Origin of the sequence: Pyxidicoccus xibeiensis (assembly GCF_024198175.1) — a bacterium.
Taxonomy (GTDB): Bacteria; Myxococcota; Myxococcia; order Myxococcales; family Myxococcaceae; genus Myxococcus; species Myxococcus xibeiensis.
The window spans coordinates 1,139,273-1,163,169 of sequence record NZ_JAJVKV010000004.1 but is presented as its reverse complement, the minus strand read 5'-3'; the positions used below and the strand labels follow the sequence as shown (position 1 = coordinate 1,163,169).

The following is a 23,897-nucleotide window of genomic DNA, read 5'->3' as shown; positions in this document are numbered from 1 at the left end:
GGGCCCAGGAAACTTCCGGGAAATCCGGTCGATGATTGGGATCTGAGAATTCGTCCCCTCTGAGGGTTCAGACATGGTCGCACCAGCGAGTGGCGTCAGCGGAAGCAGCTCTACCAGCACCTCGGGCAATGACGCGGCGGCGGCGGCAGCAGCAGCCGAAGCGGCGCGCCGCCGTGCTGAGGAAGCCCGCCGTGCCGCGGAAGCTGCTCGCAAGGCCGCGGAAGCCGCCGCCAAGGCCGCCGCCGAGGCCGCGAAGGCCGCCGCCGCGGCCAAGAAGGCCGCCGAGGACGCGAAGAAGCAGGCCGCCGACAAGACGAAGTCCCCCGAGGAGCAGAAGAAGGCGGGCGACGCCTCCAAGGTCGCCGAGAAGAAGGCCGCCGACGCCGCCAAGGCCGCCGAGCAGAAGGCGCTGGCGCTCCAGAAGGCCGAGGAGAACGTCGCCATCTCCGCCAAGAAGGCGGCGACGGAGATGACCAAGGCGAACGAAATCGCCAAGCGGGAGAAGGTCGCCCAGCCCTTCACCGAGAAGGACATCAAGGCCACCGAGCCCAAGAAGAACGAGCTGGCGTCCGCCTTCGAGGGCACGCGCCGCAAGGCCGACCTGGAGAAGCTCCTCGGCACCCAGGCGCCCTCTGCCGCCGAGACGCAGCAGCGCATCAACGCGGAGCAGCAGTTCGAAATCCTCAACAGCAAGCCCGAGAACAAGGCCACGCTGGAGCAGCTCGGCATCAAGAACCCCCAGGACCTCATCAGCCTGGGCGACCGGCTCGAGGGCCAGGCGAAGTCGGGCGAGGGCCCGCGCGCCAACGACGTCGACTTCAAGGGCGTGCAGGACAAGGACGCGCTGGGCCGCATCATCTCGGCGGCGGGGGATACCCGCACCGACGAGGCGATGAAGAAGACGATGAAGGACCCGCTCTTCGCCTCGCAGCTCAAGGAGGGCAAGTCGCCGAAGGAGGCCAAGGAGGCCGTCGAAATCAAGGACGCGCTGAAGCTGACCGAGCGCGAGTTCGTCAACGTCTTCCGCACCGACAGCGCGCGCGGCGCGGCCCGCACGCTGGTGGACCCGAACTCCACGCCCGACAAGCGGCTGTCCGCCGCGCTGGCGCTGGGCAGCTCCATCAACCAGGCGCTCCCGCCGGAGAAGGTCAAGGAGGTGCTCGGCAACATCGGTGAGCGCATCCCGGGCAACGACGTGCTCAACCGCACCAACGCCCAGCTCGGCAACGCCAAGGCGATGGTGGACGCGTACACGGCGCTCTTCAACCCGAATGCGTCCCCGGCGGCCCAGGCGAAGGCCGGCGTGGCGGTGGCCAACGCGGCCAAGAACCTGCTGGGCGCGGAAGGGCCGCAGGCCCTCAAGGACCTGCAGCCCGCGCTGCGCAAGCTGGACGGCCCCGCGCGCATGGCCGGCGCCGGCCTCACGCTGCTGGACCCGAACGCCAAGCCGGAAGACCAGGCCATCGCCGCCCTCCAGCTCGCGGGCGAGGCTCCGGGCGCGTGGCGCGACAGCAAGGCCTTCCTCCAGACGCTGCGTGACGCGCGCGTGCCCAACCCGGAGGCGCTGGTCAAGGATGCCCAGTCGCTCGCGAACCGCACGCTGGGCGACCTCCCCGATGAATTGAAGAACAAGCTCACCGCCAACCAGGTCAGCGAGCTGGGCCGGGCCGGGAGTCAGGTCGACATCAAGGACATCACGCCGCTCTTGCAGAAGCTCGACGCGAGCAACGCGGGCGGGCTCGACAACGTCCTCCGGCAGGTCAACAACGCCGCCAGCCCCGAGGAGGCGAAGCGGTTCCTGGGCGCCGTGAGCGGGCTGGACCCGAAAATCATGGCGGAGGCCCTCAAGGACGGGGGCACCACCGAGAAGCTCTTCAACCTGTCCAAGAAGATGCCGGTGGATGGGACTACCGACCACCTCGGCGACATGCTGAAGAAGGTGAAGTCGGGCGGGGACCTGGAGAAGGTGCTCGGCAAGCTCGACGGGCTGGACGGACCCGAGGCCAACAAGATGGCCAAGGCCCTGAAGGGCCTGGACGCCGGCGAGCTCGGCAAGCTCATCAACGAGCCCGACGCCCTCGACAACCTGGGCAAGACGCTGAAGCACCTGGACGGCCAGGACCTGGACACCTTCGTGAAGCTCACGTCCAACATGGACGCGGGCGGCATCTCCAAGCTGGCGAAGTTCGCGGGCCAGACGGACGGCTCCACCATCAAGGACGTGCTGAAGGTCGCGGGCCCGCTCCTCGAGCACATGGATGGCCGCACCCTCGGCAAGCTGGGCGAGGCGCTCGGCAAGGGCCTGGACATGATGTCGGGCCTGCTCACCCGGATGGGCGTCGCCGTCACCGGCGAGGTCGCCGGGAAGGTGCTGAAGAACCTCAGCAAGATTGTCCCCGGCCTGGGCGCGCTGCCGGGCCTGTACGACGCGGCGAAGCTCACCAAGGAGGGCATGGACCTCAAGGACCAGAACAAGGACCTGAGCTTCCTGGCCTTCACGGGCGCCAAGCTGAACGCGCTGGACGCGGTGGGCGGCCTCATCCTGGACGCGACGGGCGTGGGCGTCGGCGTGGACCTGGCGGCGGGCGCGGTGCTGGGCGTGGCGGAGCTGGCGCTCGACATCGGCCTGCACTCCGAGAAGGCGAAGATGGTGGAGGCCCAGCAGAAGGGCGAGTCGTACGAGGCGCCGGACTGGGTGAAGGCGGTGAACCTGGCGGGCGCCGTCGCCGGCGGCCCCGTCGGCATCGGCCACATGATTGCCCACTACGGCCCGAAGGAGTCCTTCGAGATGGCCAAGTGGGGCCTGGAGCAGGGCGGGAAGATCGCCGAGAAGGCCTGGGACGTGATGAAGGAGGTCGGCGGGAAGTTCGTGGAGTACGCCGGCGAGGCCGTGGAGGCGCTGAAGAACCTGGGCGAGGCGGGGGTGGAGAAGCTGGAGGACCTGGCCAAGGGCGCCGGCGAGTTCGCCGAGGCGGCGGCGGCGGAGGCCCAGGAGGCGCTGAAGGACATGGCGAAGGCGACGGGGGAGGCGGCGCGCAAGGCGGCCGAGGCCATCTCCCGCGGCGTGGACGCCGGGGCGGAGTGGGCGAAGGACGCCGCCACCGAGCTGCTCAAGGACGGCGCGGAGGCCATGAAGGACGTGGCCAAGGCCTGGGCCGACGGGATGACCGACGGCGCGAAGGCCGTGGTGGACGGCCTGGAGAACCTGGGTGAGGAGGGCGTCGAGGCGCTGAAGGACCTGTCCAGCGCGGGCGGCGACGTGGCCGAGTACACGGTGGACAAGCTGAAGAACCTGGCGGACGCCGGCATCGACGCGGCGAAGGACGCGCTGGGCAAGCTGGAGGACCTGGGCGGCGCGGTGGGCGACCTGGCCAAGGGCGCGCTGGGCAAGCTGGGCGGCCTCGTCAGCGCGCTCCCCGGCCTGTAGTCCGCGAGCGGTACGGCTTCACCCGTGGGCCCCGGTGCTTCGAAGCGCCGGGGCCTTTGTCTTTCTATGGAGCCTTGCACTCCATGGCGACCTCGCCTGGGCGCAGAGGGTTGTAGCTCGTGTGGCAACGTGTGCCTTCAGGGCAGGGCTGTTGCTGACAATTCTCTCCCTGGAGGCGGGCGCACATCGATCTCCCCCGCCCGAAGCGTACGCAATGCTGTCCCTCCGCGCAGACACTCCCCATACAGGTCGGAATACACGCCAGGCCTTCGCTGCCGTCTTCGCAGGAAGACCCCTCGGGGCAGGACTCCGGATTGTCGGGCTGGCACGGGCGGCCACAGTAGCCGTCGTTGCAGAGCAGCCCTGGACGACAGAGCCACTCACGCTTGAAGGTGAAGGAGTAGAAGCAAGGTGCTCCCTCTTCGGCCAGGCCCGGGACGACGCAGAGGCGGACCCCGAGTCCTGGGTCCTTGCTCCGCAAGGTCTTGCAGGTGAACCCGTCGCGGCAGTGGAGGTCCGTCTGGCACTCACTGGCCATGCACAGTGCCTGGTCTCCAATGAACTCCACGCACCCGAGGGGAGACTCGCAGTCCTCCGCCTTCTGACAGGAGCGTTCGAAGGTGAGAAGCGCCCGCCGCTCATCGAGCGTCAGGGTGGGGCTCACTCTTTCCAGGTGCTGAGGCACGGCCTTTTGCCCGGACCCGACTCCCGCCGTTCCAATGACCAGCACGAGTGGAAGTGGCAACAGCAGCCCCGTGAGTATCCCCAGGAGGGGCTGCCACCTCACTTGCAGACGCGTTTGCATTCTCGCTCATCCTTGCCCTCGGGCGTCTTGCACTCCTGTTGCAAGGTCAGTCCTGGAGGGCATGCCTGCTCGAGGGTGTCTTTCGTATCCTTCCGAGCGGCGCGGTCGATGAAGCCGTCGCGCATGTGGTCGTGTGGACAGCCCGTTCCGGCCGTGAGCAACACAGCGGACATGACAGCGTGGAACCAGCGCATGAGTCCCCCCAGGGCCTCGACAGCCCATCCAGGGTAGCGCCGGTCAGGGCCTGTCCGCTCATGACGGGCCACGTGACTGCTCGGCACTGAACCCGAAGCGCGCTCCCGCCTCACACCGAGGGGAACACCTTCGCCTTCCAGATGCGCACCGCCAGCTCCTCCCCCGCACGCGCTTCACGCGGCGGCCCCACCACGCGCAGCAGCGTGCCGCCCACCGGGAAGCGGTACTCCGCCGCGTGCCCCAGGAACAGCCGCGCGGACAGTGGCAGCAGCGTGCCCTCGCCGCCCAGCTCCAGGTCCTCCGGCCGCACCACCAGCGTGCACGGCCCGTCCGGACCTGTCGCAGTGTTGGGCGGCAGTGGGAACACCACGCTCCCCTGCGCGGTGCGGAACGTCCCCTCACGCACCTCGCCCGTCAGGACATTCGCCCCACCCACGAAGCCCGCGACGAACGGTGTCGCCGGCTCACGGTAGAGCCGCTCGGGCGTGTCCACCTGCTCGATGACGCCCCGGTTCATCACCGCGATGCGGTCCGACAGCGCCAGCGCCTCGCCCTGGTCGTGCGTGACGAAGACCATCGTCGTCCCCAGCCGCGCACGCAGGGCGGCAATCTCCGCGCGCAGCTCCTCGCGCAGCGCCGCGTCCAGGTTGGACAGCGGCTCGTCCAGCAGCAGCACGCGCGGGTTCGCCACCAGCGCCCGTGCCAGCGCCACACGCTGCAACTGCCCGCCCGACAGCTCGTGCGGCCGCCGTGCCGCGAGCGCCTCCAGCCGTACCCACCGCAGCGCCTCCTTCACCCGCGACGCCACCTCCGCCTTCGCCACCCGGCGCAGCGTCAGCGGGTACGCCACGTTCTCCTCCACCGAGCGGTGCGGCCAGACGGCGTAGCTCTGGAACACCATGCCCAGCCCGCGCCGCTCGGGAGGCACGCGCACGCCGGGCCCGGCCACAACCTCGCCGCCGATGCGGATGACGCCGGAGTCCGGATGCTCCAACCCCGCGAGCATCCGCAGCGTCGTCGTCTTCCCGCAGCCGGAAGGCCCCAGCAGGGAGACGAGCTCGCCCTCGCGCACGTCCAGGCTCAGCCCCTTCACCACGGGCGTGGCGCCGTACGACTTGAACAGGTGCTCCAGCGCAATCGCCGCCATCACCGCGCCTCCACCGCGCGCCGGCCCACCCGCGCGAGCAACGCCTGCCCCACCACCACCAGCGCGACGAAGGCACACGCCAGCACCGCCGCCGCCGCCGGGTCCGCGTAGCTCTGCAGCTCGAACAGCAGCGTGCCCAGCACCTCGGAGCCCGCCGGCACCAGCAGCACGGACATCGTTATCTCCGTCGCGCATGCGAGGAACGCCAGCACGAACGCCACCGCGAGCGCCGGGCGCAGCAGCGGCAATGGCGCGTCCAGGAACGCGCGCCACGGGCCCGCGCCGCTCACCCGCGCCGCCTCCGCGAGCGACGGGTCAATCTGCGCCAGCGCCTCCGTGCTGTTGCGCGCCCCCAGCGCCAGGTACTTCGCCGCGTACGCGATGAGCAGCAGCCACGGCGTGTGCGCCAGCGCCAGCACGAAGGCCACGCGGCCCAGCAGGATGAAGCGCAAGTCCCGCGAGAAGGCGAGCAGCAGCGCCAGCGCCAGCACCGTGCCCGGGACGGCATAGGGCCACACGGCCAGCGCCTCCACGCCCGCCCCGAAGCGACGGAACCCCCGCTGGAGCACCGCCGCCGCCAGCCCCAGCACGCACACCAGCGCGCCCGCCCCCGCCGCCAGCAGGAGGCTGCGCCCGGTGGCCCGCAGCGTGCGCGGCTCCAGCAGCACGCCGGACCAGTGCGCCAGCGTCAGCTCTCGCCACGCCAGCTCCGCGCCGAAGCTGCGCTGCAGGGACGTGAGGAGGATGGCGGCCAAGGGCAGCAGCACCAGCACCGCGCAGACGGCGCCCACGGCCACGGCGGCGCCAGCCCGCGCACGGCCGAGCGGGAAGCGCCGGAGCGCCACGCCCTTTCCCGCGCTCAGCCGCACGCGGCCGGAGCGGCCCAGGGCCCACGTCCCCAGCAGCGCCACGGGCGTGAGCAGCAGCAGCGCGGTGGCCAGCACCGACGCGCGTCCCAGGCCCTCGTCACCGCCCAGCAGCACCAGTTCGTAGATGCGCGTGGTGAGCACCCGCGTGGGCGGTGAAGCGGACACACCCAGCAGGTACGGCACGCCGAAGGAGGACGCCGCCATGAGGAACACCATCACCGCGCCGGACAGCAGCGACGGCAGGGCCAAGGGCAGCGTCGTAGCCAGCAGCGCGCGCACGGGCGAGGCGCCGCACACCCGCGCTGCCTCCTCCAGCGCCGGGTCCACGCGCCGCAGCGCCGCGGCCCCCGCCAGCAGCACCAGCGGCAGCCCCGACAGCCCCTCCACGAAGGCGATGCCCACCGGGCCGTAGATGTTGAAGGCGCCCTCGCCCAGCAGCCGGTTGAGGTAGCCCGCGCGCGGGCTGGCCAGCGACAGCCACCCCATGCCCCAAATAAACGCGGGGATGGCGGAGGGCAGGGTGAACAGCACGGTGAAGGCGCCGCGCAGCGGCAGGTCCGTGCGGAACAGCAGGAGCGCCAGCGGAGTCCCCAGCACGAGCGCCAGCACCGAGGCCCCGGCGGAGATGGCGAGCGTGTTTCCCAGCGCCCCGGCCTCACCCGCCAGCCAGGACAGGCCCGCGTCGCCGGAGGCCCCCGTGCCGCGCAGCAGCAGCACGGCGACGGGGCCCACCGCGAAGAACACCAGGGGCACCAGCCACGCGCCCAGGCCGAGCCAGCGGGACGTGCTCATTTCGAGAAGGCCCGGCTGAACGACTCCTTGATGGCTCCGCCCCGCGTGAGCCCCAATTCCACGAGCGCGGGCGTCCACGGCTGCGCGCGCTCCAGCAGCGCGTCCACCCCGGGCTCACCCCGCGGACCGCCGAGCCTCGGGTCCACCGCGTGCATGTCTCCCTTCTCGACGATGAGGCGCTGGCCCTCGGGGGACAGCAGCACGTCCAGCACGGCCTTCGCCGCCACGGGGTTGGGCGTCGTCGCGAAGAGGGCCACCGGCCCGGGGATGACGACGGCGCCATCCGTGGGCCACACCACCTGGATGGGGCTGCCCTTCGCCCGGGCCGCCAGCGCGTTCTCCAGGAGCAGCACGCCCGCGTCGGCCTCGCCGCTCTCCACCTTCTGGAGCACCGCCGCGTTGCCTCCCGCGACGATGGCGCCGTGCTCGCGCAGGCCGGTGAAGTATGCGTCGCCATACTTCGCCTGGCAGAACACGGCCCACGTGAAGGCGGTGCCCGAGGTGAGCGGGTCTCCGATGGCCACGCGCCCCTTCCAGCGCCCGTTCGCGAGCGCCTCAAAGGAGGACGGCGCGGGCGTGGTGCCCTCGCGGTGGACCAGCACCATGGTGGACAGGCGGATGGCCGCGTAGCGCGCGTCGGGGTCCACCAGGGAGCGGGGCGCGCGCAGCACGTTGGGGGAGGCGTAGCGGGCGAAGGCCTTCTCGCGGGCGAGCCGCTCGTAGAGGAACGGGTCCGACGTGGCGAGGAGGTCCGCGCGCACGGCTCCGGCGGCGCGCTCGGCCTCCAGGCGGCTGGCCACCTTCTCGCTGCCGGCCTGGTACCAGTGGACCTGCACGCCGGGGAGCTGCGCCTTCAGCAGCGGCTCCAGCGCGTCCAGCACGTGCCGGTACATGGACGTGTACACCCAGACGTCTCCGGACGGCGCACCCTCGCGCGAGGCCACGGGCCCGGACGCGGGCGCGGCGGACTCGATGCGGCACGCGGCGACGAGGACGAGCGCGGAGGCAAGCGCGGCCCCCCGGACCAGGACGGGAAGGAGCATTCGCGGCCGATTATGCGGCGCGGGCGCGGAAAGTCACCGCTGCCGGCGCGGGCCACGTGACGCCTGTTCACGGCGGCACGGCCCCAGGCACCTCGCCCCTGGCCCGCGCGGCGTCGAGTTGTTGCATCTGTATTACAGGTGTTCCGAAGTGCATGGATTCCCTCTAGAGTCGGGCCCGAGAGTCGCCCGGGCCGGAGCGCGGCTCCTCCAGAGGAATCCCCCATGCATCCGAAGCGCTCCGTCGTGAAGAGGTCGTGGCTGTCCCTGTGGCTGGTCGCTGGCGCCGCGCTGGCCGCGGGCTGTGGCGCGGGCTTCGACGTCGAGGAAGGGCAGGCACCCGTCGAGGACGCCGCCACCGTGAGCGCGCAGTCCGAGTACTGCCCGGCGAGCGGAGGCTACTGTGAGGTGGCCTCGGGCTCCGTCTTCTGCGGCGCCGGCCGTCCGAGGGCCAGCGCGTTCCAGACGCCGGACGGCTGGTGCATCCACGCGTCCGCCTGCGGCCCGAGCCGGCCCATCTGCACCCCGGGCAGCACGGAGAACTGAGTCATGACGCCCAGGCCCCGGGCCCGCGTGAGAGCAGGCCCGGGGCGCCGCGTGCGCCTCACTCGCCCCGGAGTGCCACCGAGGGCGGGACGCGTGAGGCGCGGCGCGCGGGCAGCAGGGCGGCGAGGAAGGCCACCGCGCCGAGCACCATCACCACCGCCGCGTAGGTGAGCGGGTCGACGGGCTGCACGCCGCTGAGCAGGTGCGTGAGGGCCCGGCTGGCACCCACCGCGAGCGCGACGCCGAGGACGAGCCCCACGGCGGTGAGCCGCAGGTAGCGCCCCAGCACCATGCGCATCACCTGCTGCTCGCGCGCGCCCAGCGCCATGCGGATGCCCAGCTCGCGGGTGCGCTGGAGCACCGCGTACGCCACCACGCCATAGAGGCCCACCGCGGCGAGCACCAGGGCCACACCCGCGAAGACGCCCACCAGCAGCAGGTAGAAGCGCAGCGGTGCCACCGTGCCGTCCACCACGGACGACAGCGTCCGGATGTGCCCCAGCGCCAGGCTCGCGTCGAGCGCACGGACCTCGGCGCGGACCGAGGCGACCAGCCCGAGCGGATCGCCCGAGGTGCGCAGCAGCAGCGTCATCTCCGTGCTGCGGGCCTGGTCATACGGGACGTACAGCTCGGGCTGCGCGGGCGCGGCGGGCCCGTCGATGGCCACGTCCTCCACCACGCCCACCACCCGGCCGCCGAAGGTGCCGTTGCCCCAGTTCATGTCCGTCTCCACCACGTGGCCGATGGGGTCCTCACCGGGCCAGTAGCGGCGCGCGGCCTCGGCGCTGATGAGCACCACGCGCCCGCCCTCGCCCACGTCCGTGGAGGTGAGGTCCCTGCCGCGCGACACCTTCGCCCCCAGCGTCTCCAGCGCGCCGGGGGTGATGATGCGCACCCGCGTCTGCCAGGGCTCGCTGCCCTGTGGCACGGGCCGCCGCGGGTCCCTCATGGGGAGCGTCCACTTCACGCCGTCCATGGGCAGGCCGCTCACCATCCCCGCGGACTGCACGCCGGGCAGGGCGCGCAGCCGCTCCAGCAGCCTGTCGAAGAAGGCCGCGGGCGCGGCGCTGCCGAAGCGATAGTGGAGCGGGGGCAGGTCGAGCTTCACCGTCAGCACGCCCTCGGGCCGGAAGCCCAGGTCGGCGCGCTGCAGATGGAGGAAGCTGCGCAGCAGCAGGCCCGCGCTCACCAGCAGCAGCACCGCCAGCGCCGTCTCCCCCACGATGAGGGTGGAGCGAGTCCGGTGGCGGTGCGCACCCCCGCCGCTCCCGCCGCTCATCGCCCGCAGGCTCCGGCCCAGGTCCGCGCGCGAGCCCTGCAGCGCCGGCACGAGGCCGAAGAGGAACGTGGTGAGCACCGACAGCCCGGCGGTGAAGGCCAGCACCGTGCCGTCCAGCGCCACCTGCTCGATGCGGGGGATGTCGCGAGGGCCCAGCAGGGCCAGGACATCCAGCGCCCACATCGCCGCCAGCAGGCCCGCCGCGCCTCCGAGCACCGACAGCACGGCGCTCTCCAGCAGCAGCTCGCGGGCGAGGCGGCCCCGGCTGGCGCCCAGGGCGAGGCGGACGGACAGCTCGCCCTCGCGGGACGCCGCGCGCGCCAGCAGCAGGTGGGTGAGGTTGGCGCAGGCGATGAGCAGCACCAGTCCCACCGCCCCCAGCAGCAGGAGCAGCGAGGGCCGCACGTTGCCCAGCAGCACGTCGCGCAGCGGCTCCACGCCCACGCCCTTGTCCGCGTTCGTCGCCGGGTGCTGCGCGGCGAGCCGGCGGGCGACCTCGGAGGCGTCGGCGCGGGCGTGCTCCAGGCTGACGCCGGGGGCGAGCCGGCCGTAGACCTCCAGCCAGTGGGCGCCCCGCGCCTGCGCCGTCTTCATGCTCTCGTCCAGCGTCAGCGGGAACCAGACCTCCGCGCTCGAGGGGAAGTCGAAGCCCGGGGCCGCCACGCCCACCACCGTCCAGGGCTCGGGGCCCCCGAAGCCCAGCGCGCGGCCGAGCACCGCGGGACTGCCACCGAAGCGCCGCTGCCACAGCCCGTGGGAGAGGACCGCCACCTTCGGTGCGCCCGGCGCGTCGTCGCCCGCCTGGAGCGCGCGGCCCAGGGGCACCTTCACGCCGAGCACCTGGAAGAACTCGGGGGACACGAGGCCGGCCTGGAGCTTCTCGGGGGAAGTCTCGGGCCCGTCGGCCCCCAGCGTCATCGCCGTGCCCGCCACGCCGACGAGGCCGGTGAAGGCGCGCGTCTGCTCGCGCAAGTCCACCAGGTCCGGCGGCGAGGTGGGGCCCGGTGGGCCCTGCTTGCGCAGGGTGAACAGCCGCACCAGCCGCGCGTCGTCATGCATGGGCAGCGGCCGCAGCAGCACCGTGTGCACCACGCTGAAGATGGCCACGTTGGCGCCGATGCCGAGCGCCAGCGTGGCCACCGCCACCAGCGTGAAGGTGGGGCTGCGGCGCAGCCTGCGCAGCGCCAGCCTCAGGTCCTGGGCGAGGGTGTCCATTCCAGAGCCCGGGAGCATGGCGCATGCCAGCCCCCGAGGCGACCCGGCCCCCAGCGTGGGGGCGCGCGCCGGTGACCGGCGCTGGGAAACCGCATCCCGCTTCCGGACACCTGCCCGCCGCCGGGGCTCAGAACGGCTCGTAGCAGTCGTAGTTGCGCTGGGAGACGATGCGGCCGTCCTGGAAGGTGAGGAACACGCCGAGTGCGGCGCGCATCGTGGCGCCAGCGGGCAGGTTCCCCGCGGGCACGGCCAGCGTGCCGCTCCAGTCCACCTCCAGCGCCACGCTGTCCCCCTGCGCCACCGTCCCGCGCACGGCGTAGCGCTGGGACGCGAGCAGCTTCTTCCCCCGCTCCGAGTCCGCCAGCATCGTCTTCAAGTCCCGCGTCTGCCCGGTGCGGTAGAGCGCGTTGGGGTGCTCCCGCTGGACGACGTCCGGGTGGAAGAAGGGCGCCAGCGCTTCACCCGTCGCCCCGGACTCCAGGGCCTGGAGATAGCGCAGCGCGGTGTCGAGGTTCGTCGTGGACATGGGGCCTCCGAGGTCAATGCACAACCCATGTTGCACAACCATGGTTGTGGATGCAAGAGAGGAGGGCATGCCACGCCCGAAGGACGCCGCCACCGTTCAGCTCGAAGCGCTCGACTTGGGGTACCTCGCGCTCTTCGTGGGGCAGCGGGTGAACGAGCAGGTGCTCGAGGACATCCACGCCGCGGGCTTCACCGGCCTGCGCCACGCGCACGGGTACGTCTTCCAGCACCTGCTGGGCGGCCCGCGCTCCATCAGCGAGCTGGCGGGGCTCCTGGAGGTGACGCAGCAGGCCGCCTCCAAGTCGGTGGCCGAGCTGGAGGGCCTGGGCTACGTCGAGAAGACGGAGTCCGGCGACGCGCGGGTGCGGCGGGTGGCGCTGTCGGCACGGGGCCTCGCGGCGGTGGAGAAGACCCGGGCGGTGCGGGCCGGACTCCAGAAGCGCTTCGAGCGCCAGCACGGCGCGCGCGCCGTCGAGGAGGCCCGGAAGCTGCTGGCGGCCGTGCTCTCCTCGCTGGGTGGCGCCGAGGCGGTCCGGACCCGGCGGGTGCGCCAGCCGCGCTGAGGGCCCGGACCGCCCCGCGCGGCGTTGTGCCATGCTTCGCCGCCATGGCCCTGCCCCTGGAAGACTACGCCCTCATCGGCGACACGCAGAGCGCCGCCCTGGTGGGGCGGGACGGCTCCATCGACTGGCTGTGCTGGCCGCGCTTCGACTCGGACGCCTGCTTCGCCGCGCTGCTGGGCGACGCGTCCCATGGCCGCTGGCTGCTCGCCCCGGCCGGCGGCATCCTGAAGGTGACGCGTCGCTACCGCCCCGGCTCGCTGGTGCTGGAGACGGACTACGAGACGGAGGACGGCGCGGTGCGCGTGGTGGACTGCATGCCCCCGCGCGGCAGCGAGCCGGACCTCGTGCGCGTGGTGCAGGGCCTCAAGGGCAGCGTCCCCATGCGCATGGAGCTCCTCGCCCACTTCGGCTACGGCGACCGCTCGCCCTGGGTGCGCTTCCATGACGACCATTCCTCCGCGCGCGCGGGGCCGGACTCGGTGGCGCTCCGCACGCCCGTCACCGTGCGGCGCCGGGGGCACGCGCTCACCGCGGACTTCCCCACCGAGCCGGGCGGCCGCGTGCCCTTCGTCCTCTCCTGGCATCCCTCGCACGAGCCGCCGCCGCGTGCCCTGGACGGGCTGGCCGCCGTGGAGGACACGGAGGCGTGGTGGAAGGAGTGGTCCTCGCGCCTCGTCTCCACCGGGCCGTGGCACGAGCCGCTCCAGCGCTCGCTCATCACCCTCAAGGCGCTGACGTACTCACCCACGGGCGGCATCGTCGCCGCGCCCACCACGTCGCTGCCCGCGGCCTCCGGCGGCCGCCCCGGTGACGCGCGCTTCTGCTGGCTGCATGACGCCACCAGCGCGCTCCAGGCCCTGCTGGACGGGGGCTACCTGGACGAGGCCCGCGCCTGGCGCGACTGGCTGGTGCGCGCGGTGGCCGGCGAGCCGGAGGAGCTGCAGTCTCCCTACGGCGTCGCGGGCGAGCGCCGCTTCCCGGAGCAGGAGCTGTCCTGGCTGCCCGGCTACGAGGGCGCGCGGCCGGTGCGCATCGGCCATGCGGCCCGCCGGGGCCTGCGCCTGGAGGAGGTGGGCGAGGTGATGGGCTGCTTCGACGAGGGCTCGCGCCGGGGCCTGCCTCCCAGCGGGGATGGGTGGACGCTCCAGCGGGCGATGCTGGACCACCTGGAGGGCGCCTGGCTCCAGCCTCCGGCGGAGGGCCCCGTCCTCACGTACCCGAAGGTGATGGCGTGGGTGGCGGTGCACCGGGCGCTGGAGAGCGCCGCGCGCTTCGGCCTGGACGCGCCGGTGGAGCGCTGGAAGCGGCTGCGCGCGGAGCTTCACGCGGAGGTGTGTACCCGCGGCTACGACTCCCGCCGGGGCGCCTTCTGCCGCGAGTATGGCGGACGTGGGCTGGACGCGCGGCTGCTGCGGCTGGGCCGGCTGGGCTTCCTGCCCGCGGACGACGCGCGCCTGGTCGGCACGGTGGACGCGGTGGAGCGCGAGCTGGGCGAAGGGGACTTCGTGCGCCAGGATGAGTCGCGCGGCGCGGGGGTGTCGCTGGTGTGCAGCTTCTGGCTGGCGGACAGCCTGCACCTGCTCGGCCGGCGTGAAGAGGCGAAGTCCCTCTTCGAGCGGCTGCTGCGCGTGCGCAACGACGTGGGCCTGCTGCCGGAGGAGTACGACCCACGCCAGCGCCGAATGGCCGGCCACTTCCCGCACACCTCCAGCCACGTCGCCCTCGTCCAGACGGCCATGGGCCTGTCCCGGGGCGCGGCGCTGGAGGGCTGAGGGCGCGGCCGCGCCTACCGGGCCTGCGCCTGCTGGAGCTTCTTCGCCTCCGCCTGCGCGGCGGTGTCGAGGGCGGCGAGGCCCTGCTCCATGCTCTTGCCGATGAAGCCGTCCATGAAGGGCGACATCACCTTGCCCATCAGCGTGTTCGGGCCCTCCATGCTCCACGTCACGCGCGTTCCCGTCCCGGACGGCTCCAGCTCGAAGGTCGCCGTGTTCTTCGACGGGAAGGGCTCGATGAACTCGAGCTGGATGGAGACGAGCGCGCCGGGCCGGCTCTCCTGGATGGTCATCCGGCCCTCGCCGACGTTGCGGTTCCCCTTGTACGCGTAGACGGCGCCCGGGCCGGAGGACGGGCCCTCGAAGCTGCGCTCCAGGTTCGGGTCCAGCTTCTCGTAGGGCGACCACTGCTCCCACCGGTGGAAGTCGTTGATGAGCGCGAAGGCGGCGTCCGCGGGGGCGTTGAGCTGCGCGCTCCGCTGGACGTGGAAGCGCTCCGGGCGCGTGGAGATGTAGAGCGCGGCGGCGGCAACGAGGACGACAGCGACGATTCCGAGAGTCTTGGCCATGGGAGGGGCTCCTCTTGAGTGGGCTGTTTTTCTGCCTTCACCCTGGCGACGAACGACGTCCGCGGAGATCGACACGCCCCGGAATTATTTTCGCGGCGCCGCCAACCCGGCGGAATCCCATGCCAATTTCCGGCGGCAGGCAGGCCGTGGAAAATGAAGAGGCCCCTCCGCGCGGGTGCACGGAGGGGCCGGTTCTTCGAGGCGACGCCAGCTCACTCGCAGGAGCGGTCGGGCATCGCTTCAATCCAGTCGGCGATGAGGCTGGAGCCCTGGTCGTGCCTCAGGGCCCGGCCCAGCTCCGGCATCATCTTCCCGGACTCCTCGGTGTGCATCCGGTACCAGAGGATGGACACGCTGTGGTCGCCGGGGACGATGTCGAACTCGCCCCCCACGCCGCTGCCCGCCGAGCCCGGCCGCTTGCAGATGCCCATGTTCAGGTTGGGCGTCTCCGTGCTGGTGATGTCGAGGAACAGCCGGCTGGTGTCACCCGCCTCCGCCCTCGCGTTGTGGCAATGCGCGCAGTTGATGTCCAGGTAGGTGCGCGCCCGCGTGCCCAGGTCCGCCTCCAACGGGTTGAAGGCATCCGGCGCGCGAGGGAGCTGGAGGGCCGGCGGCAGCCCCTCCAGCTTCCCCAGGTTGGCCAGGTGCTGGAGCTGGTTGATTGGCTCCCCGCCGTACGTGAAGTCGCGGTTGAGGTACCGGGCCTTCACGCCGATGGGCACCATCACCTGGCGCTTCTGCGCGTCGAAGACGTGGTGGCACTTCGAGCACTGGTTCTTGCTGGGCACCAGGTAGTCCAACTTCCGCGTCACGCCGTCCTCGCCGATGAACTGGACGTTGCGGAACAGCTCGCCGCCGTTGTCCAGCGTGGCCTCCGTCTGCTCGGCATTCCAGACGTACGGGAAGGCCTCCCAGCCCCCCGGCTGCCGCACCAGCACGCGCGTCTCGAGCACCCGCACGTTCTGCGTCGGCTGGCGCAGGTCCGCGGGGAAGGCGAACGTCTTGGTGATGATGGTGCCCACCGGCAAGTCGAGCACGTCCCGCGCCTGGTAGCCGGCCTTCTTGCCCGGCGGCACGTAGAGCGTGCGGGACTTGACCGAGTAGTCGGAGAACAGCGGCGTGGTCAGCTCGTACGGGACGTTGCCCTCCACCGGCTGGAGCCCGCCCGTCGCGGGGCTGCCGGTGAAGAGGCCGAAGCCGGACAGCGTGTTGGGAATCACCACCGAGGCATCCGGCTGGCCCGGCCCGGCGTCGCCGGCGTCCGGGGGGCCCGCGTCGCCGTTCCCCGCGTCCGGGGTGCCGCTGTCCTCGCCGGCATCGACGCCGGCGTCCGGGGTGCCACTGTCCACCCCGGCGTCGGGGGTGGAGTCTCCCGCATCGACTCCCGGCGCGGGCGGGTCGTCACCTCCCGAGCACGAGGCCAGCGCCGCGGTCAGCAGCACCGCGGCCAGTCCGAGTCCCGGGATGAACGGCGTACGCATGTCTCGCGTCCTCTCGGGTCCGCTCAGGGAAGCGCGAGCTTGGGCAGGAAGCCCGAGCAGTTGAAGGGCGCCGCGCCCGCCGGGTAGCGCCGCGTCTCCGCCCAGGCGGCGGGAAGGTTGGGCGTGGTCGTCCGGAGGTACCCGGAGACGGCCTGCAGGTCGAAGTCCACGATGGCGTGCTTCGGCTCCCCCTCCGCGGTCGGCAGCTTGTTGTCGGTGAAGCAGAGGTTGACGGGGTTGCGCAGGCTCTCGTCACGCGGCGCCGGGTCGATGCCATCCCAGAACACGTGCTCCACGCGCGGCTCACCCTGGCTCGCCCCGTACTGGTACACGGCGCCCACCAGCACTCCGAGCGGGCGGCGCTCCGGGTCGAGGTTGCCGTTGTCCACCGCGTCTCCGCTGCCACCGGTGAAGGTGTTGCCGTGGATGTAGACGTCCGCGCTGGGGAAGTTGAAGTACGCCGCGCTCCACTGGGTGATGTCGGGCTCGATGGCCAGGCCGCTCAGCACGGCGATGTCCACCGTGTTGTTGTCACCCCACGTGTTGCCGACGAACTCCACCCGCCGCGACGCGAGGATGAACGTGCCGGTGCCGGCCGGCACCTGGGACACGGTGCTGCTGCTGGCCGTCACGGACGCGAAGTTGGGGCGGTTGTTGCCGGTGATGGTGTTGCCCACGACGAGGATGTCCGTGCCCTTGATGGGGTTGCCGGGCAGGTCGAACACGACGAGGCCCGTGGTGTTGTCCACCGCCGTGTTGCCCTGCACCCAGGCGAACTTCGTGTTCTCGATTTCGATGCCCGCCACGTTCTGCTTCGCGATGTTCCGGATGACGTTGGCGCGGCGCGTCTGGCCCACGTAGATGCCGGCGTCCGCCGCGTTGTAGGCCTCGCACTCCTCGATGAGGACGAAGGCCGACTTCACCGGGTAGATGCCGTACTTGCCGTTGCTCTCCTGGTTCTCCTGCGCCCACTCCGTGCGCACGCGCCGGATGGTGACGTTGCTGGAGCCCTCCACGCGCAGGCCGTCCTTCTTCGCGTTCCAGATGGCCAGGTCGCTCACGCTGAACAGGTCGCCCACCACGTCGATGCCGTTGCTGTTGGCGGCGGCGGTGCTGAAGTCCAGCACGGTGCTGGCGGTGCCACCGGTGCCCTCGCCCTTGGTGCCCTTGCCCGCGCCGGTGATGGTGATGCCTTTGCTGCGGATGGTGATGGCGTTGTCGAGCACGAAGGTGCCCGCGCCCAGCTGGATGGTGGTGCAGTCGGCCAGGTCGTTCACCTTGTTCTGCAGCTCCTGCACCTGGGTGGAGTTGAAGGTCAGCGTCTGCTGCGGCTTGCCCTGGCAGGAGAAGCTCTGGGGCCAGGCCGACGAGGAGCCGCCGTCCGTGGGGCCCGCGTCCGGGGTGCCCGAGTCCGTCGTACCCGCGTCCGTGCCCGCATCCGTCGTGCCCGCGTCCAGGGGGACCAGCGGAATCCCGGGCCCGTCCTCTTCATCGGAGCAGGCGGGAAGGGCGAGCAACCCCACCAGGGTGAGGAGCACGGCGCGAGGCACAGACGAGAGCGGGGAACGACAGCGCATCAGGATTCTCCCGAGGAAGCGCTGCGCCTCTTCAACGCCCGAGCGTGGGGTTTCAGGGCACAGCAGGACCGCGCGAATCCTGGGCGTGAAACACGCCCGACCTCAAGGGTCCGGTGACGAATTCATGGCGCGCGCTCTTGTGACGCGGTGCGTTCTGCAACACGGTTGATGAATGAGCCAGCCGCTACATGGCTGTCATTGGTGTGGAAGGCTGGCGTTGGAGCCCGGCGTCCGCGGGCCCTGCCTGCCTGGTGGGGCGCCGGCCCGGACAGCCGCCGAAGGAGTGGGTGTGTAAAAGTCCTACCTGGATGGATTCTCCAGGGGAAGGAGCGTGAGGTGGCGGGGGTTGGGGGCGAGAGGCACCCCGGGGGCCCGGGCAGGTGGGAAGCACCGTCGAGCGGATGACAGACCATTTCTGTAGTAAGTCGCCCCCGGAACTGACTGGCAGCGGAGCCTCGCTGCCGCTGCAGGCAAGGAAGGGCAACGACATGCGGAAGACGTGGCTGGTCGCGGTGATGCTGGTGCTGGCGGGTTGCCAGCAGCAGGCGAAGACGGAGACGGCGACGCCGGCGGCCGGCGGCGGGAGTGCCAACAACCCGCAGACGGAAGAGCAGAAGACGCTGTACGCGCTGGGCCTGTCCATCGGCCGGAGCATCAGCGTGTTCGACATGACCCCGGAGGAGCTGGAGTACGTCAAGGCGGGCATCTCCACCCAGGTGAAGGGTGAGAAGTCGCCGGTGGACATGGAGACGTACGGGCCGAAGCTGCAGGAGCTGGCGCGCACGCGCAGCAACCGCAAGGCCGAGGTCGAGAAGGCCAACGCGAAGAAGTTCCTGGACGAGGCCGCCAAGGAGTCCGGCGCGGTGAAGACCGAGTCCGGCCTGGTCTACAAGGAGCTGACCGCCGGCACGGGTGAGCTGCCCAAGGCGTCGGACATCGTGAAGGTGCACTACAAGGGCACGCTGACCAACGGCACCGAGTTCGACAGCTCCTACAAGCGCGGCGAGCCCACCCAGTTCCCGCTCCAGGGCGTCATCAAGTGCTGGACCGAGGGCGTGCAGAAGATGAAGGTGGGCGGCAAGGCGAAGCTGGTGTGCCCGTCGGACATCGCCTACGGCGACCGCGGCGCGCCCCCGAACATCCCGGGCGGTGCGGCCCTGGTGTTCGAGGTGGAGCTGCTGGAGATCGTCAAGCAGCCGGACGCCCCGCCGATGATGGGCAACCCGGGCGGCCCGCCGCCGGGCAAGCCGGCCGCGGCGGACAAGAAGTAGTCGCACGCGCTGCTCATCCTTGAGCAGGACACGAGAGGGCTGGCGAGGGGTTTCCCTCCCAGCCCTCTTCGTGTGTCCGGGGCCGCGCGGGCCGGTGGCGGGCGGTGCCGGGCCGGGGTAGGCCGGAGGCGCCACCGACGATGCACACGGAGGGAAGTGCCACATGCGCCGGAGCCTGCTGCTGTTGATGGGAGTGCTGTTGCTGGGGGCCTGCGTCAGGGACAGGGCCGCGGAGGTGTCTCGGGAGCCTTCGCCCACGGGCGCGGTGTCCGAGGAGGCCTTCAAGGCGCTGCACACGCTGCGCACGGACGCGGCGCCGGCGCGGCGGGGGCAGGAGGTGGAGATTGCCGGGACGAAGGCGTACCTGAGCCTGCCCGAGGGGGCGAAGGGGCCGCTGCCGGCGCTGCTGGTCCTCCATGAGTGGTGGGGGCTCAACGAGCACATCCAGCACTGGACGGACCGGCTGGCGGCGGACGGGTACGCGGCGCTGGCGGTGGACCTGTATGGCGGCAAGGTGGCCACCACGCGGGACGAGGCGATGGCGCTGGTGAAGACGGTGGACCCGGCGCGGGCCCAGGAGGTCCTGAAGGCGGCGCACGCGTTCCTGCGGGAGGACCCGCGGGTGCGTGCGGAGCGCACGGGGAGCATCGGCTGGTGCTTCGGCGGGGGCTGGTCGCTGCGCACGGCCATGGCGATTCCGGAGCTGGACGTGGCGGTCATCTATTACGGCAACCCGGTGACGGACCCTCAGGAGCTGGCGACCATCCGGGCGAGCGTGCTGGGCATCTTCGGGACGAAGGACGCGTCCATTCCGCCCGAGAAGGTGCAGGAGCTGCGGCAGGGGCTGGACGACGCGGGGGTGCGGCACCGCATCCTGGAGCTGGAGGCGGACCACGCCTTCGCCAACCCGTCCGGGGGCCGCTACGACGAGCGCGCGGCGGCGACGGCGTGGCAGGAGGTCTCCGCCTTCCTGGAGCACAACCTGCGGCGGTGAGCTGGCCGGGGCCTGGGCGCCGGACCCGCCGGTGCCAGGCGGAATGAACGTTCCTTGCGGCAGCCGGGGGTGGGGGAAGGGGGAGCCCGCCGCGCAGGCATCGGCGGAATGAGCGTTCCTTCCAGCCACCGGGGGCCGGGAGAGAGCGCCCATGGCGCATGCACCAGCGGAATGAACGTTCCTTCCGGCCATATGGGGGCGCGAGCGCGGACCTGACCACCTGGCACCCGCGCCATGTGGAGCGAGTGTTCCTGCCGGCCGCCTGGGGCAGGAAAGGACAGCCGCCCACCCCAGGCCTCAGCGGAATGAACGTTCCTTCCGGCCGCCGGGCGCCCGGGAGGGGGGCCACCGAACGGACCTCCGTGGAAGGAAGTTTCCTTTCTGGCTGCCGGGGCGGGCGCAGGGTCTTGGCACCACGAGTCCATTTCCCCGACCGGGCAAGCCGGGACACCCGGTGTGCGAGGGAGGGCTCGCGAGGTGCGGGCCACCGCCGTGCCGGGCGCGAGGTGTTGTCCACCCGTCCTTCCCGAGGGCATGCCGCCCGCCCGGCTGTTGCCCCGAGGCCCGGGGTCAGGTTGAAGGACGGTCACATCTTTGGAGGCCGTGGTGCTGAGGACAGCGGTATGCGTCGTGGTGGGGTTGGGCCTGCTTCTCTGGAGCGGGGAGAGTCACGCGCTCCTGGTGGCGGTGGACGGCGGCGTGGCGAAGCCGCTCGCGGGTGGCGCACCCCCCTTCGCCGGCGGCTGGCTGCGTCCGGACGGAGGGCTCGCGGTCGCCGGGCATGACGGGGCCGCACCCTTCCTGATGGACTTCGCCTCGCGTCGCCGGTGGCGGCTGGAGCCCCGAGAGCAGGGCGCCTGGGCGCTCGCTGGGAGCCAGCCTCCCACCAGTGTCTCCGCCCGGGGCCCCGCGCTGGCCGTGAGCGGCCCGGGAGTCGCGCCGCTCGGCCTGCCGTCGGAGCTGGCCCGGCTGCCAGTGCGCACCGAGGAGGTCACCTTCCAGAGTGGAGGCGTCACCCTCTCCGGGACGCTGTGGCTCCCATCCGGCGCGGCGCCCCGTGCCGCCGTGGTGCTGCTGCACGAAGAGGACGCGGGGACGCGGCGGGCGCTGGAGCCGTACCCGACGTACCTCGTCCACCAGGGGCTCGCGGTGCTCACGTACGACAGGCGAAGCACGCCCGAGGCGCCTTCCCTGCGAGCGCTGGCGGACGACGGGCTCGCGGCGGCGCGGCTGCTCCGGGAGCGCGCGGCCGTGCGCGAGGGCAGGGTGGGGCTGATGGGCTTTGGTCAGGGCGCATGGGTCGCGGTCCAAGCGGCGGCGCGAGCACCCGAGGTCGGCTTCCTCGTGCTCATCTCCGGCGGCGGAGGCCCGGTCTGGAAGCAGGCGCAGCACCAGCTTCGCAACGACGCCCGCCGGCGCGGGCTCACCGGCCCGGAGCAGGTGGACCTGACGGAGTTCCTGAGCATGCTCCACGACCCGCGCCTCTACGCGCCCGAGCGCGAGGAGAAGGCGCTGAAGACGCTCGACTTCCAGCTCAAGCGTGCGAAGCGCAAGCGCTGGTACAGCATGACGCCGCTGGCGAAGCTCGACACCCTCCCGCTGCCGCGCCTCCTGGCTGCCCAGCGCCAGACGTGGAACGACGTGCTGTCCTACGACTCGACGGAGGACCTGGGGCGGGTGCGCGGCCCGGTGCTCGCGCTGTTCGGCGAGAAGGACGAGGTGACGCCCGCCCGCCCCGCGGCACGCGCGCTGTCCGAAGGACTCCTCCAGCGGTCCGGTGATGCGGGGGCGCCTCCGGTGACGGTGAAGGTGCTGCCCGGGGCGGACCACCGGCTCGCCCTGCCGCCCGACGCGAAGCTGCCGGGCGTGGAGCGGACGGCGGACGACGTGTTCCCGATACTGGAGGCGTGGCTGCGCGAACTGGGAGGCTGAAGCGCTCACCACGGTCCCGGGCCAGCGGAGTCGCCCGGCGGCACGCCGCTGCCCCCCGGAAGGGCTCAGGACGCCTGAAGGCCGGCGGAGGTGCCCGGAGGCACGCAGCTGCACCGGGAAGGGCTCACCACGGTCCCGGGCCAGCCGAGTCTCCCGGCGGCACGCAGCTGCACCCGGAAGGGCTCAGGACGCCTGATGCCGGCGGCACGCACCGCCCCCAGAAGCGCTCAATACGGCCGCTGGCCGACGTAGTTGCCCGGCGGCGCGTAGTTGCACACCCAGAACTGCCACGTGGGCGCCCGCGAGCCGAACGGCGAGTTCGTCGTGCACACCTGCGTGGCGCACCCCACGCGCTTCGTGGCGCGCCACACCACCTGGGTGTAGTGGCCGCACTGCTTGCCCGCCGCGCAGGTGTTGCGGGCATAGTCGTAGTCAGCCACCTCCTTCGCCCACTCGTTCACCACGTCCGGCGTATCCCAGAGGTCGGGCGTGGCGGCGGCGATGTTCTCGCCGAAGTCGCCGCGCTCGCCGTTGTGCCTGAAGTTGCATTTCGCCACGTGTGCCTTTGCCACCGCCTCCGCGGCCACGTCCCAGGTCAGCGCCTCCAGCGCCGGGTCGGGCCTGGGCGTCGTCACGCCAGCCCGCACCGTGTTGTGCGTGTCGAGCATGTCGCGCTCGAACTGCGTCAGCGTGGGCTGTTCCTGGGGCGTCTCACCGTCATCGGGAGTCGACTCATCCGAGCCGCAGCCGGTGGAGAGCCAGGGCACGACGAGTCCGAGGGCCAGCAGGTGTCGCATCGGGGAGTGGCGCATGCGGAGGATTATCCGCGTCCCCCCGGGCCCGTACCAGCGGCGTCCGGCGTCTGGAATCACACGCGGCAGGGAGGGGGCGGGCGCCGGCCTCCGGAGCCTGTTAGACTCGCGAAGTCCGCCCCCGAGGTCCCTCATGAGCAACGACCCTCCCCAGAGCCGTGCGAGCAAGGTGTTCACCTCGCTCGAGGGCGTGGACGAGTTCAGCGTCATGTCCGTCGACAAGGGCATGCGCAAGCTGAAGCTCGAGCTGGAGGGGCAGCGGCAGGCCGTGGAGGGCCGGCCGGAGCCCGTGTACGGCTCCGTCTTCACCCGCCTGTTCCGGAAGCTCTTCCGCGGCTGAGCGCCCGCCAGCCGCCTCCGCCCCACTCAGTAGGGCCGCTGGCCCACCCAGTTGCCCGGCGGCGCGTAGTTGCACACCCAGTTCTGCCACGTGGGGAACTGCGCGCCGAACGGCGAGTTCTTGTTGCACATCACCGTGGCGCAGCCCACCGAGCCCGTCTTCCGCCACACCACCTGCGTGTAGTGGCCGCACACCTTGCCTTTCTTGCAGGTGTTGCGCGTGTAGTCGTAGTCCGCGGCCTCATCCGCCCAGCTCTTCACCACCTCGGGCGTGGTCCACGCGCCGGGAGTGGCGGCGGCGAGGTTCTCCCCGAAGTCACCCCGGTTGGGGTTGTGCTCGAACCTGCATTCCTTCGCCCAGGACGCGGCCTTGCGAGCGGCCTCGTCGGACCAGGTGAGGGGCGGCAGCGCGGGCTTCGGTGCGGGCTTCGCCTGCGCGCGTGCCTGGTTGTGCGCTGTCACCATGTCCCGCGAGAAGTCCTTCGCGGCGGGCAGGGCCGCGCGAGCGGGCTCCGGCGTGCGGGCCGGAGTCCGCTGCTGCGCCGGGGCCTTCTGCCGCGAGGCCGTCACCGTCTGCCGCTGGGCGGCCGGCTTGCGCTGTCCACCCTGGCTTCCCACGCCGCAGCCGAGCAGCGGGGCGAGGACGAGCAGGGCGGGCCAGCGGATACGAAGAAGAGACGAAAGCATGGGGCGGATGATGCGCCAGGACGTCCGCCCATGCATGGGAACCGTGCGCGGCGGGCAGCG

18 protein-coding genes are annotated in these 23,897 nt (G+C 71.9%); 8 read left to right on the top strand and 10 right to left on the bottom strand.

What is annotated here, in order from left to right:
* Positions 1-73: 73 nt before the first annotated feature.
* Positions 74-3,427, top strand: a complete 3,354-nt coding sequence (locus tag LXT23_RS22650) for a hypothetical protein (protein WP_253982308.1) — start codon at positions 74-76, stop codon at positions 3,425-3,427.
* 1,109 nt (positions 3,428-4,536) lie between these two features.
* On the opposite strand, the gene LXT23_RS22645 is transcribed toward LXT23_RS22650, so the two are convergent.
* From LXT23_RS22645 to LXT23_RS22635, 3 genes are read right to left on the bottom strand one after another with little or no spacing between them, the layout of a single operon-like run.
* Complete coding sequence (locus tag LXT23_RS22645; RefSeq protein WP_253982307.1) at positions 4,537-5,574, bottom strand: ABC transporter ATP-binding protein; 1,038 nt, start codon at positions 5,572-5,574, stop codon at positions 4,537-4,539.
* On the bottom strand, positions 5,574-7,235 hold the full coding sequence (locus LXT23_RS22640) for an ABC transporter permease (RefSeq protein WP_253982306.1): 1,662 nt from the start codon (positions 7,233-7,235) through the stop codon (positions 5,574-5,576). Before LXT23_RS22640 ends, LXT23_RS22645 begins: the two co-directional genes overlap by 1 nt.
* Positions 7,232-8,278, bottom strand: a complete 1,047-nt coding sequence (locus tag LXT23_RS22635; protein WP_253982305.1) for an ABC transporter substrate-binding protein — start codon at positions 8,276-8,278, stop codon at positions 7,232-7,234. Before LXT23_RS22635 ends, LXT23_RS22640 begins: the two co-directional genes overlap by 4 nt.
* A gap of 222 nt (positions 8,279-8,500) precedes the next feature.
* Here LXT23_RS22635 and LXT23_RS22630 point away from each other — a divergent pair, with 222 nt between their 5' ends.
* The gene (locus LXT23_RS22630; RefSeq protein WP_253982304.1) at positions 8,501-8,821 is read left to right on the top strand and encodes a hypothetical protein; all 321 of its coding nucleotides are present in this window, start codon (positions 8,501-8,503) and stop codon (positions 8,819-8,821) included.
* Between the two features lie 58 nt (positions 8,822-8,879).
* On the opposite strand, the gene LXT23_RS22625 is transcribed toward LXT23_RS22630, so the two are convergent.
* Both LXT23_RS22625 and LXT23_RS22620 read right to left on the bottom strand, forming a co-directional pair.
* Complete coding sequence (locus LXT23_RS22625) at positions 8,880-11,315, bottom strand: ABC transporter permease (protein WP_253982303.1); 2,436 nt, start codon at positions 11,313-11,315, stop codon at positions 8,880-8,882.
* Positions 11,316-11,442: 127 nt separating this feature from the next.
* A complete protein-coding gene (locus LXT23_RS22620; RefSeq protein ID WP_253982302.1) occupies positions 11,443-11,841 on the bottom strand; it encodes a nuclear transport factor 2 family protein in 399 nt (132 codons plus the stop codon).
* A gap of 67 nt (positions 11,842-11,908) precedes the next feature.
* Here LXT23_RS22620 and LXT23_RS22615 point away from each other — a divergent pair, with 67 nt between their 5' ends.
* A complete protein-coding gene (locus tag LXT23_RS22615; RefSeq protein ID WP_253982301.1) occupies positions 11,909-12,403 on the top strand; it encodes a MarR family winged helix-turn-helix transcriptional regulator in 495 nt (164 codons plus the stop codon).
* A 44-nt stretch (positions 12,404-12,447) separates the two neighbouring features.
* The gene (locus tag LXT23_RS22610) at positions 12,448-14,175 is read left to right on the top strand and encodes a glycoside hydrolase family 15 protein (protein WP_253982300.1); all 1,728 of its coding nucleotides are present in this window, start codon (positions 12,448-12,450) and stop codon (positions 14,173-14,175) included.
* Positions 14,176-14,189: 14 nt separating this feature from the next.
* On the opposite strand, the gene LXT23_RS22605 is transcribed toward LXT23_RS22610, so the two are convergent.
* The 3 genes from LXT23_RS22605 to LXT23_RS22595 form a co-directional block, all read right to left on the bottom strand.
* Positions 14,190-14,744 (bottom strand): SRPBCC family protein, encoded by a 555-nt coding sequence (locus LXT23_RS22605; RefSeq protein WP_253982299.1) that lies wholly within the window; start codon positions 14,742-14,744, stop codon positions 14,190-14,192.
* Between the two features lie 212 nt (positions 14,745-14,956).
* Positions 14,957-16,225, bottom strand: a complete 1,269-nt coding sequence (locus LXT23_RS22600) for an SO2930 family diheme c-type cytochrome (protein WP_253982298.1) — start codon at positions 16,223-16,225, stop codon at positions 14,957-14,959.
* A gap of 23 nt (positions 16,226-16,248) precedes the next feature.
* Positions 16,249-17,802: a parallel beta-helix domain-containing protein gene (locus LXT23_RS22595; protein ID WP_253982297.1), complete on the bottom strand. Its 1,554-nt coding sequence runs from the start codon at positions 17,800-17,802 to the stop codon at positions 16,249-16,251.
* Positions 17,803-18,290: 488 nt separating this feature from the next.
* Between LXT23_RS22595 and LXT23_RS22590 the strand changes: the two genes are divergently transcribed.
* From LXT23_RS22590 to LXT23_RS22580, 3 genes are all read left to right on the top strand, one after another.
* Entirely contained in the window at positions 18,291-19,073 is a 783-nt protein-coding gene (locus LXT23_RS22590) for an FKBP-type peptidyl-prolyl cis-trans isomerase (protein WP_253982296.1), read from the top strand.
* A 163-nt stretch (positions 19,074-19,236) separates the two neighbouring features.
* Positions 19,237-20,067 (top strand): dienelactone hydrolase family protein, encoded by an 831-nt coding sequence (locus tag LXT23_RS22585; RefSeq protein ID WP_253982295.1) that lies wholly within the window; start codon positions 19,237-19,239, stop codon positions 20,065-20,067.
* A gap of 603 nt (positions 20,068-20,670) precedes the next feature.
* Positions 20,671-21,999 carry an alpha/beta hydrolase gene (locus tag LXT23_RS22580; protein ID WP_253982294.1) on the top strand — a complete coding sequence of 443 codons (1,329 nt, stop codon included), beginning with the start codon at positions 20,671-20,673 and terminating at the stop codon, positions 21,997-21,999.
* A 227-nt stretch (positions 22,000-22,226) separates the two neighbouring features.
* Here LXT23_RS22580 and LXT23_RS22575 read toward each other — a convergent pair whose 3' ends face one another.
* On the bottom strand, positions 22,227-22,811 hold the full coding sequence (locus tag LXT23_RS22575; protein ID WP_253982293.1) for a CAP domain-containing protein: 585 nt from the start codon (positions 22,809-22,811) through the stop codon (positions 22,227-22,229).
* Between the two features lie 133 nt (positions 22,812-22,944).
* On the opposite strand from LXT23_RS22575, the gene LXT23_RS22570 reads away from it, so the two are divergent.
* On the top strand, positions 22,945-23,151 hold the full coding sequence (locus LXT23_RS22570) for a hypothetical protein (RefSeq protein ID WP_253982292.1): 207 nt from the start codon (positions 22,945-22,947) through the stop codon (positions 23,149-23,151).
* Positions 23,152-23,177: 26 nt separating this feature from the next.
* Here the strand turns inward: LXT23_RS22570 and LXT23_RS22565 are convergent, their stop codons facing one another.
* The gene (locus tag LXT23_RS22565; RefSeq protein ID WP_407692904.1) at positions 23,178-23,837 is read right to left on the bottom strand and encodes a CAP domain-containing protein; all 660 of its coding nucleotides are present in this window, start codon (positions 23,835-23,837) and stop codon (positions 23,178-23,180) included.
* Between the last annotated feature and the right edge of the window lie 60 nt (positions 23,838-23,897).

What these genes read in the sequence shown, in the direction of transcription:
- LXT23_RS22650 (WP_253982308.1), top strand. Translation starts at nt 74, where the DNA reads ATGGTCGCACCAGCGAGTGGCGTCAGCGGAAGCAGCTCTACCAGCACC.
- LXT23_RS22645 (WP_253982307.1), bottom strand. Translation starts at nt 5,574, where the DNA reads ATGGCGGCGATTGCGCTGGAGCACCTGTTCAAGTCGTACGGCGCCACG.
- LXT23_RS22640 (WP_253982306.1), bottom strand. Translation starts at nt 7,235, where the DNA reads ATGAGCACGTCCCGCTGGCTCGGCCTGGGCGCGTGGCTGGTGCCCCTG.
- LXT23_RS22635 (WP_253982305.1), bottom strand. Translation starts at nt 8,278, where the DNA reads ATGCTCCTTCCCGTCCTGGTCCGGGGGGCCGCGCTTGCCTCCGCGCTC.
- LXT23_RS22630 (WP_253982304.1), top strand. Translation starts at nt 8,501, where the DNA reads ATGCATCCGAAGCGCTCCGTCGTGAAGAGGTCGTGGCTGTCCCTGTGG.
- LXT23_RS22625 (WP_253982303.1), bottom strand. Translation starts at nt 11,315, where the DNA reads ATGGACACCCTCGCCCAGGACCTGAGGCTGGCGCTGCGCAGGCTGCGC.
- LXT23_RS22620 (WP_253982302.1), bottom strand. Translation starts at nt 11,841, where the DNA reads ATGTCCACGACGAACCTCGACACCGCGCTGCGCTATCTCCAGGCCCTG.
- LXT23_RS22615 (WP_253982301.1), top strand. Translation starts at nt 11,909, where the DNA reads ATGCCACGCCCGAAGGACGCCGCCACCGTTCAGCTCGAAGCGCTCGAC.
- LXT23_RS22610 (WP_253982300.1), top strand. Translation starts at nt 12,448, where the DNA reads ATGGCCCTGCCCCTGGAAGACTACGCCCTCATCGGCGACACGCAGAGC.
- LXT23_RS22605 (WP_253982299.1), bottom strand. Translation starts at nt 14,744, where the DNA reads ATGGCCAAGACTCTCGGAATCGTCGCTGTCGTCCTCGTTGCCGCCGCC.
- LXT23_RS22600 (WP_253982298.1), bottom strand. Translation starts at nt 16,225, where the DNA reads ATGCGTACGCCGTTCATCCCGGGACTCGGACTGGCCGCGGTGCTGCTG.
- LXT23_RS22595 (WP_253982297.1), bottom strand. Translation starts at nt 17,802, where the DNA reads ATGCGCTGTCGTTCCCCGCTCTCGTCTGTGCCTCGCGCCGTGCTCCTC.
- LXT23_RS22590 (WP_253982296.1), top strand. Translation starts at nt 18,291, where the DNA reads ATGCGGAAGACGTGGCTGGTCGCGGTGATGCTGGTGCTGGCGGGTTGC.
- LXT23_RS22585 (WP_253982295.1), top strand. Translation starts at nt 19,237, where the DNA reads ATGCGCCGGAGCCTGCTGCTGTTGATGGGAGTGCTGTTGCTGGGGGCC.
- LXT23_RS22575 (WP_253982293.1), bottom strand. Translation starts at nt 22,811, where the DNA reads ATGCGCCACTCCCCGATGCGACACCTGCTGGCCCTCGGACTCGTCGTG.
- LXT23_RS22570 (WP_253982292.1), top strand. Translation starts at nt 22,945, where the DNA reads ATGAGCAACGACCCTCCCCAGAGCCGTGCGAGCAAGGTGTTCACCTCG.
- LXT23_RS22565 (WP_407692904.1), bottom strand. Translation starts at nt 23,837, where the DNA reads ATGCTTTCGTCTCTTCTTCGTATCCGCTGGCCCGCCCTGCTCGTCCTC.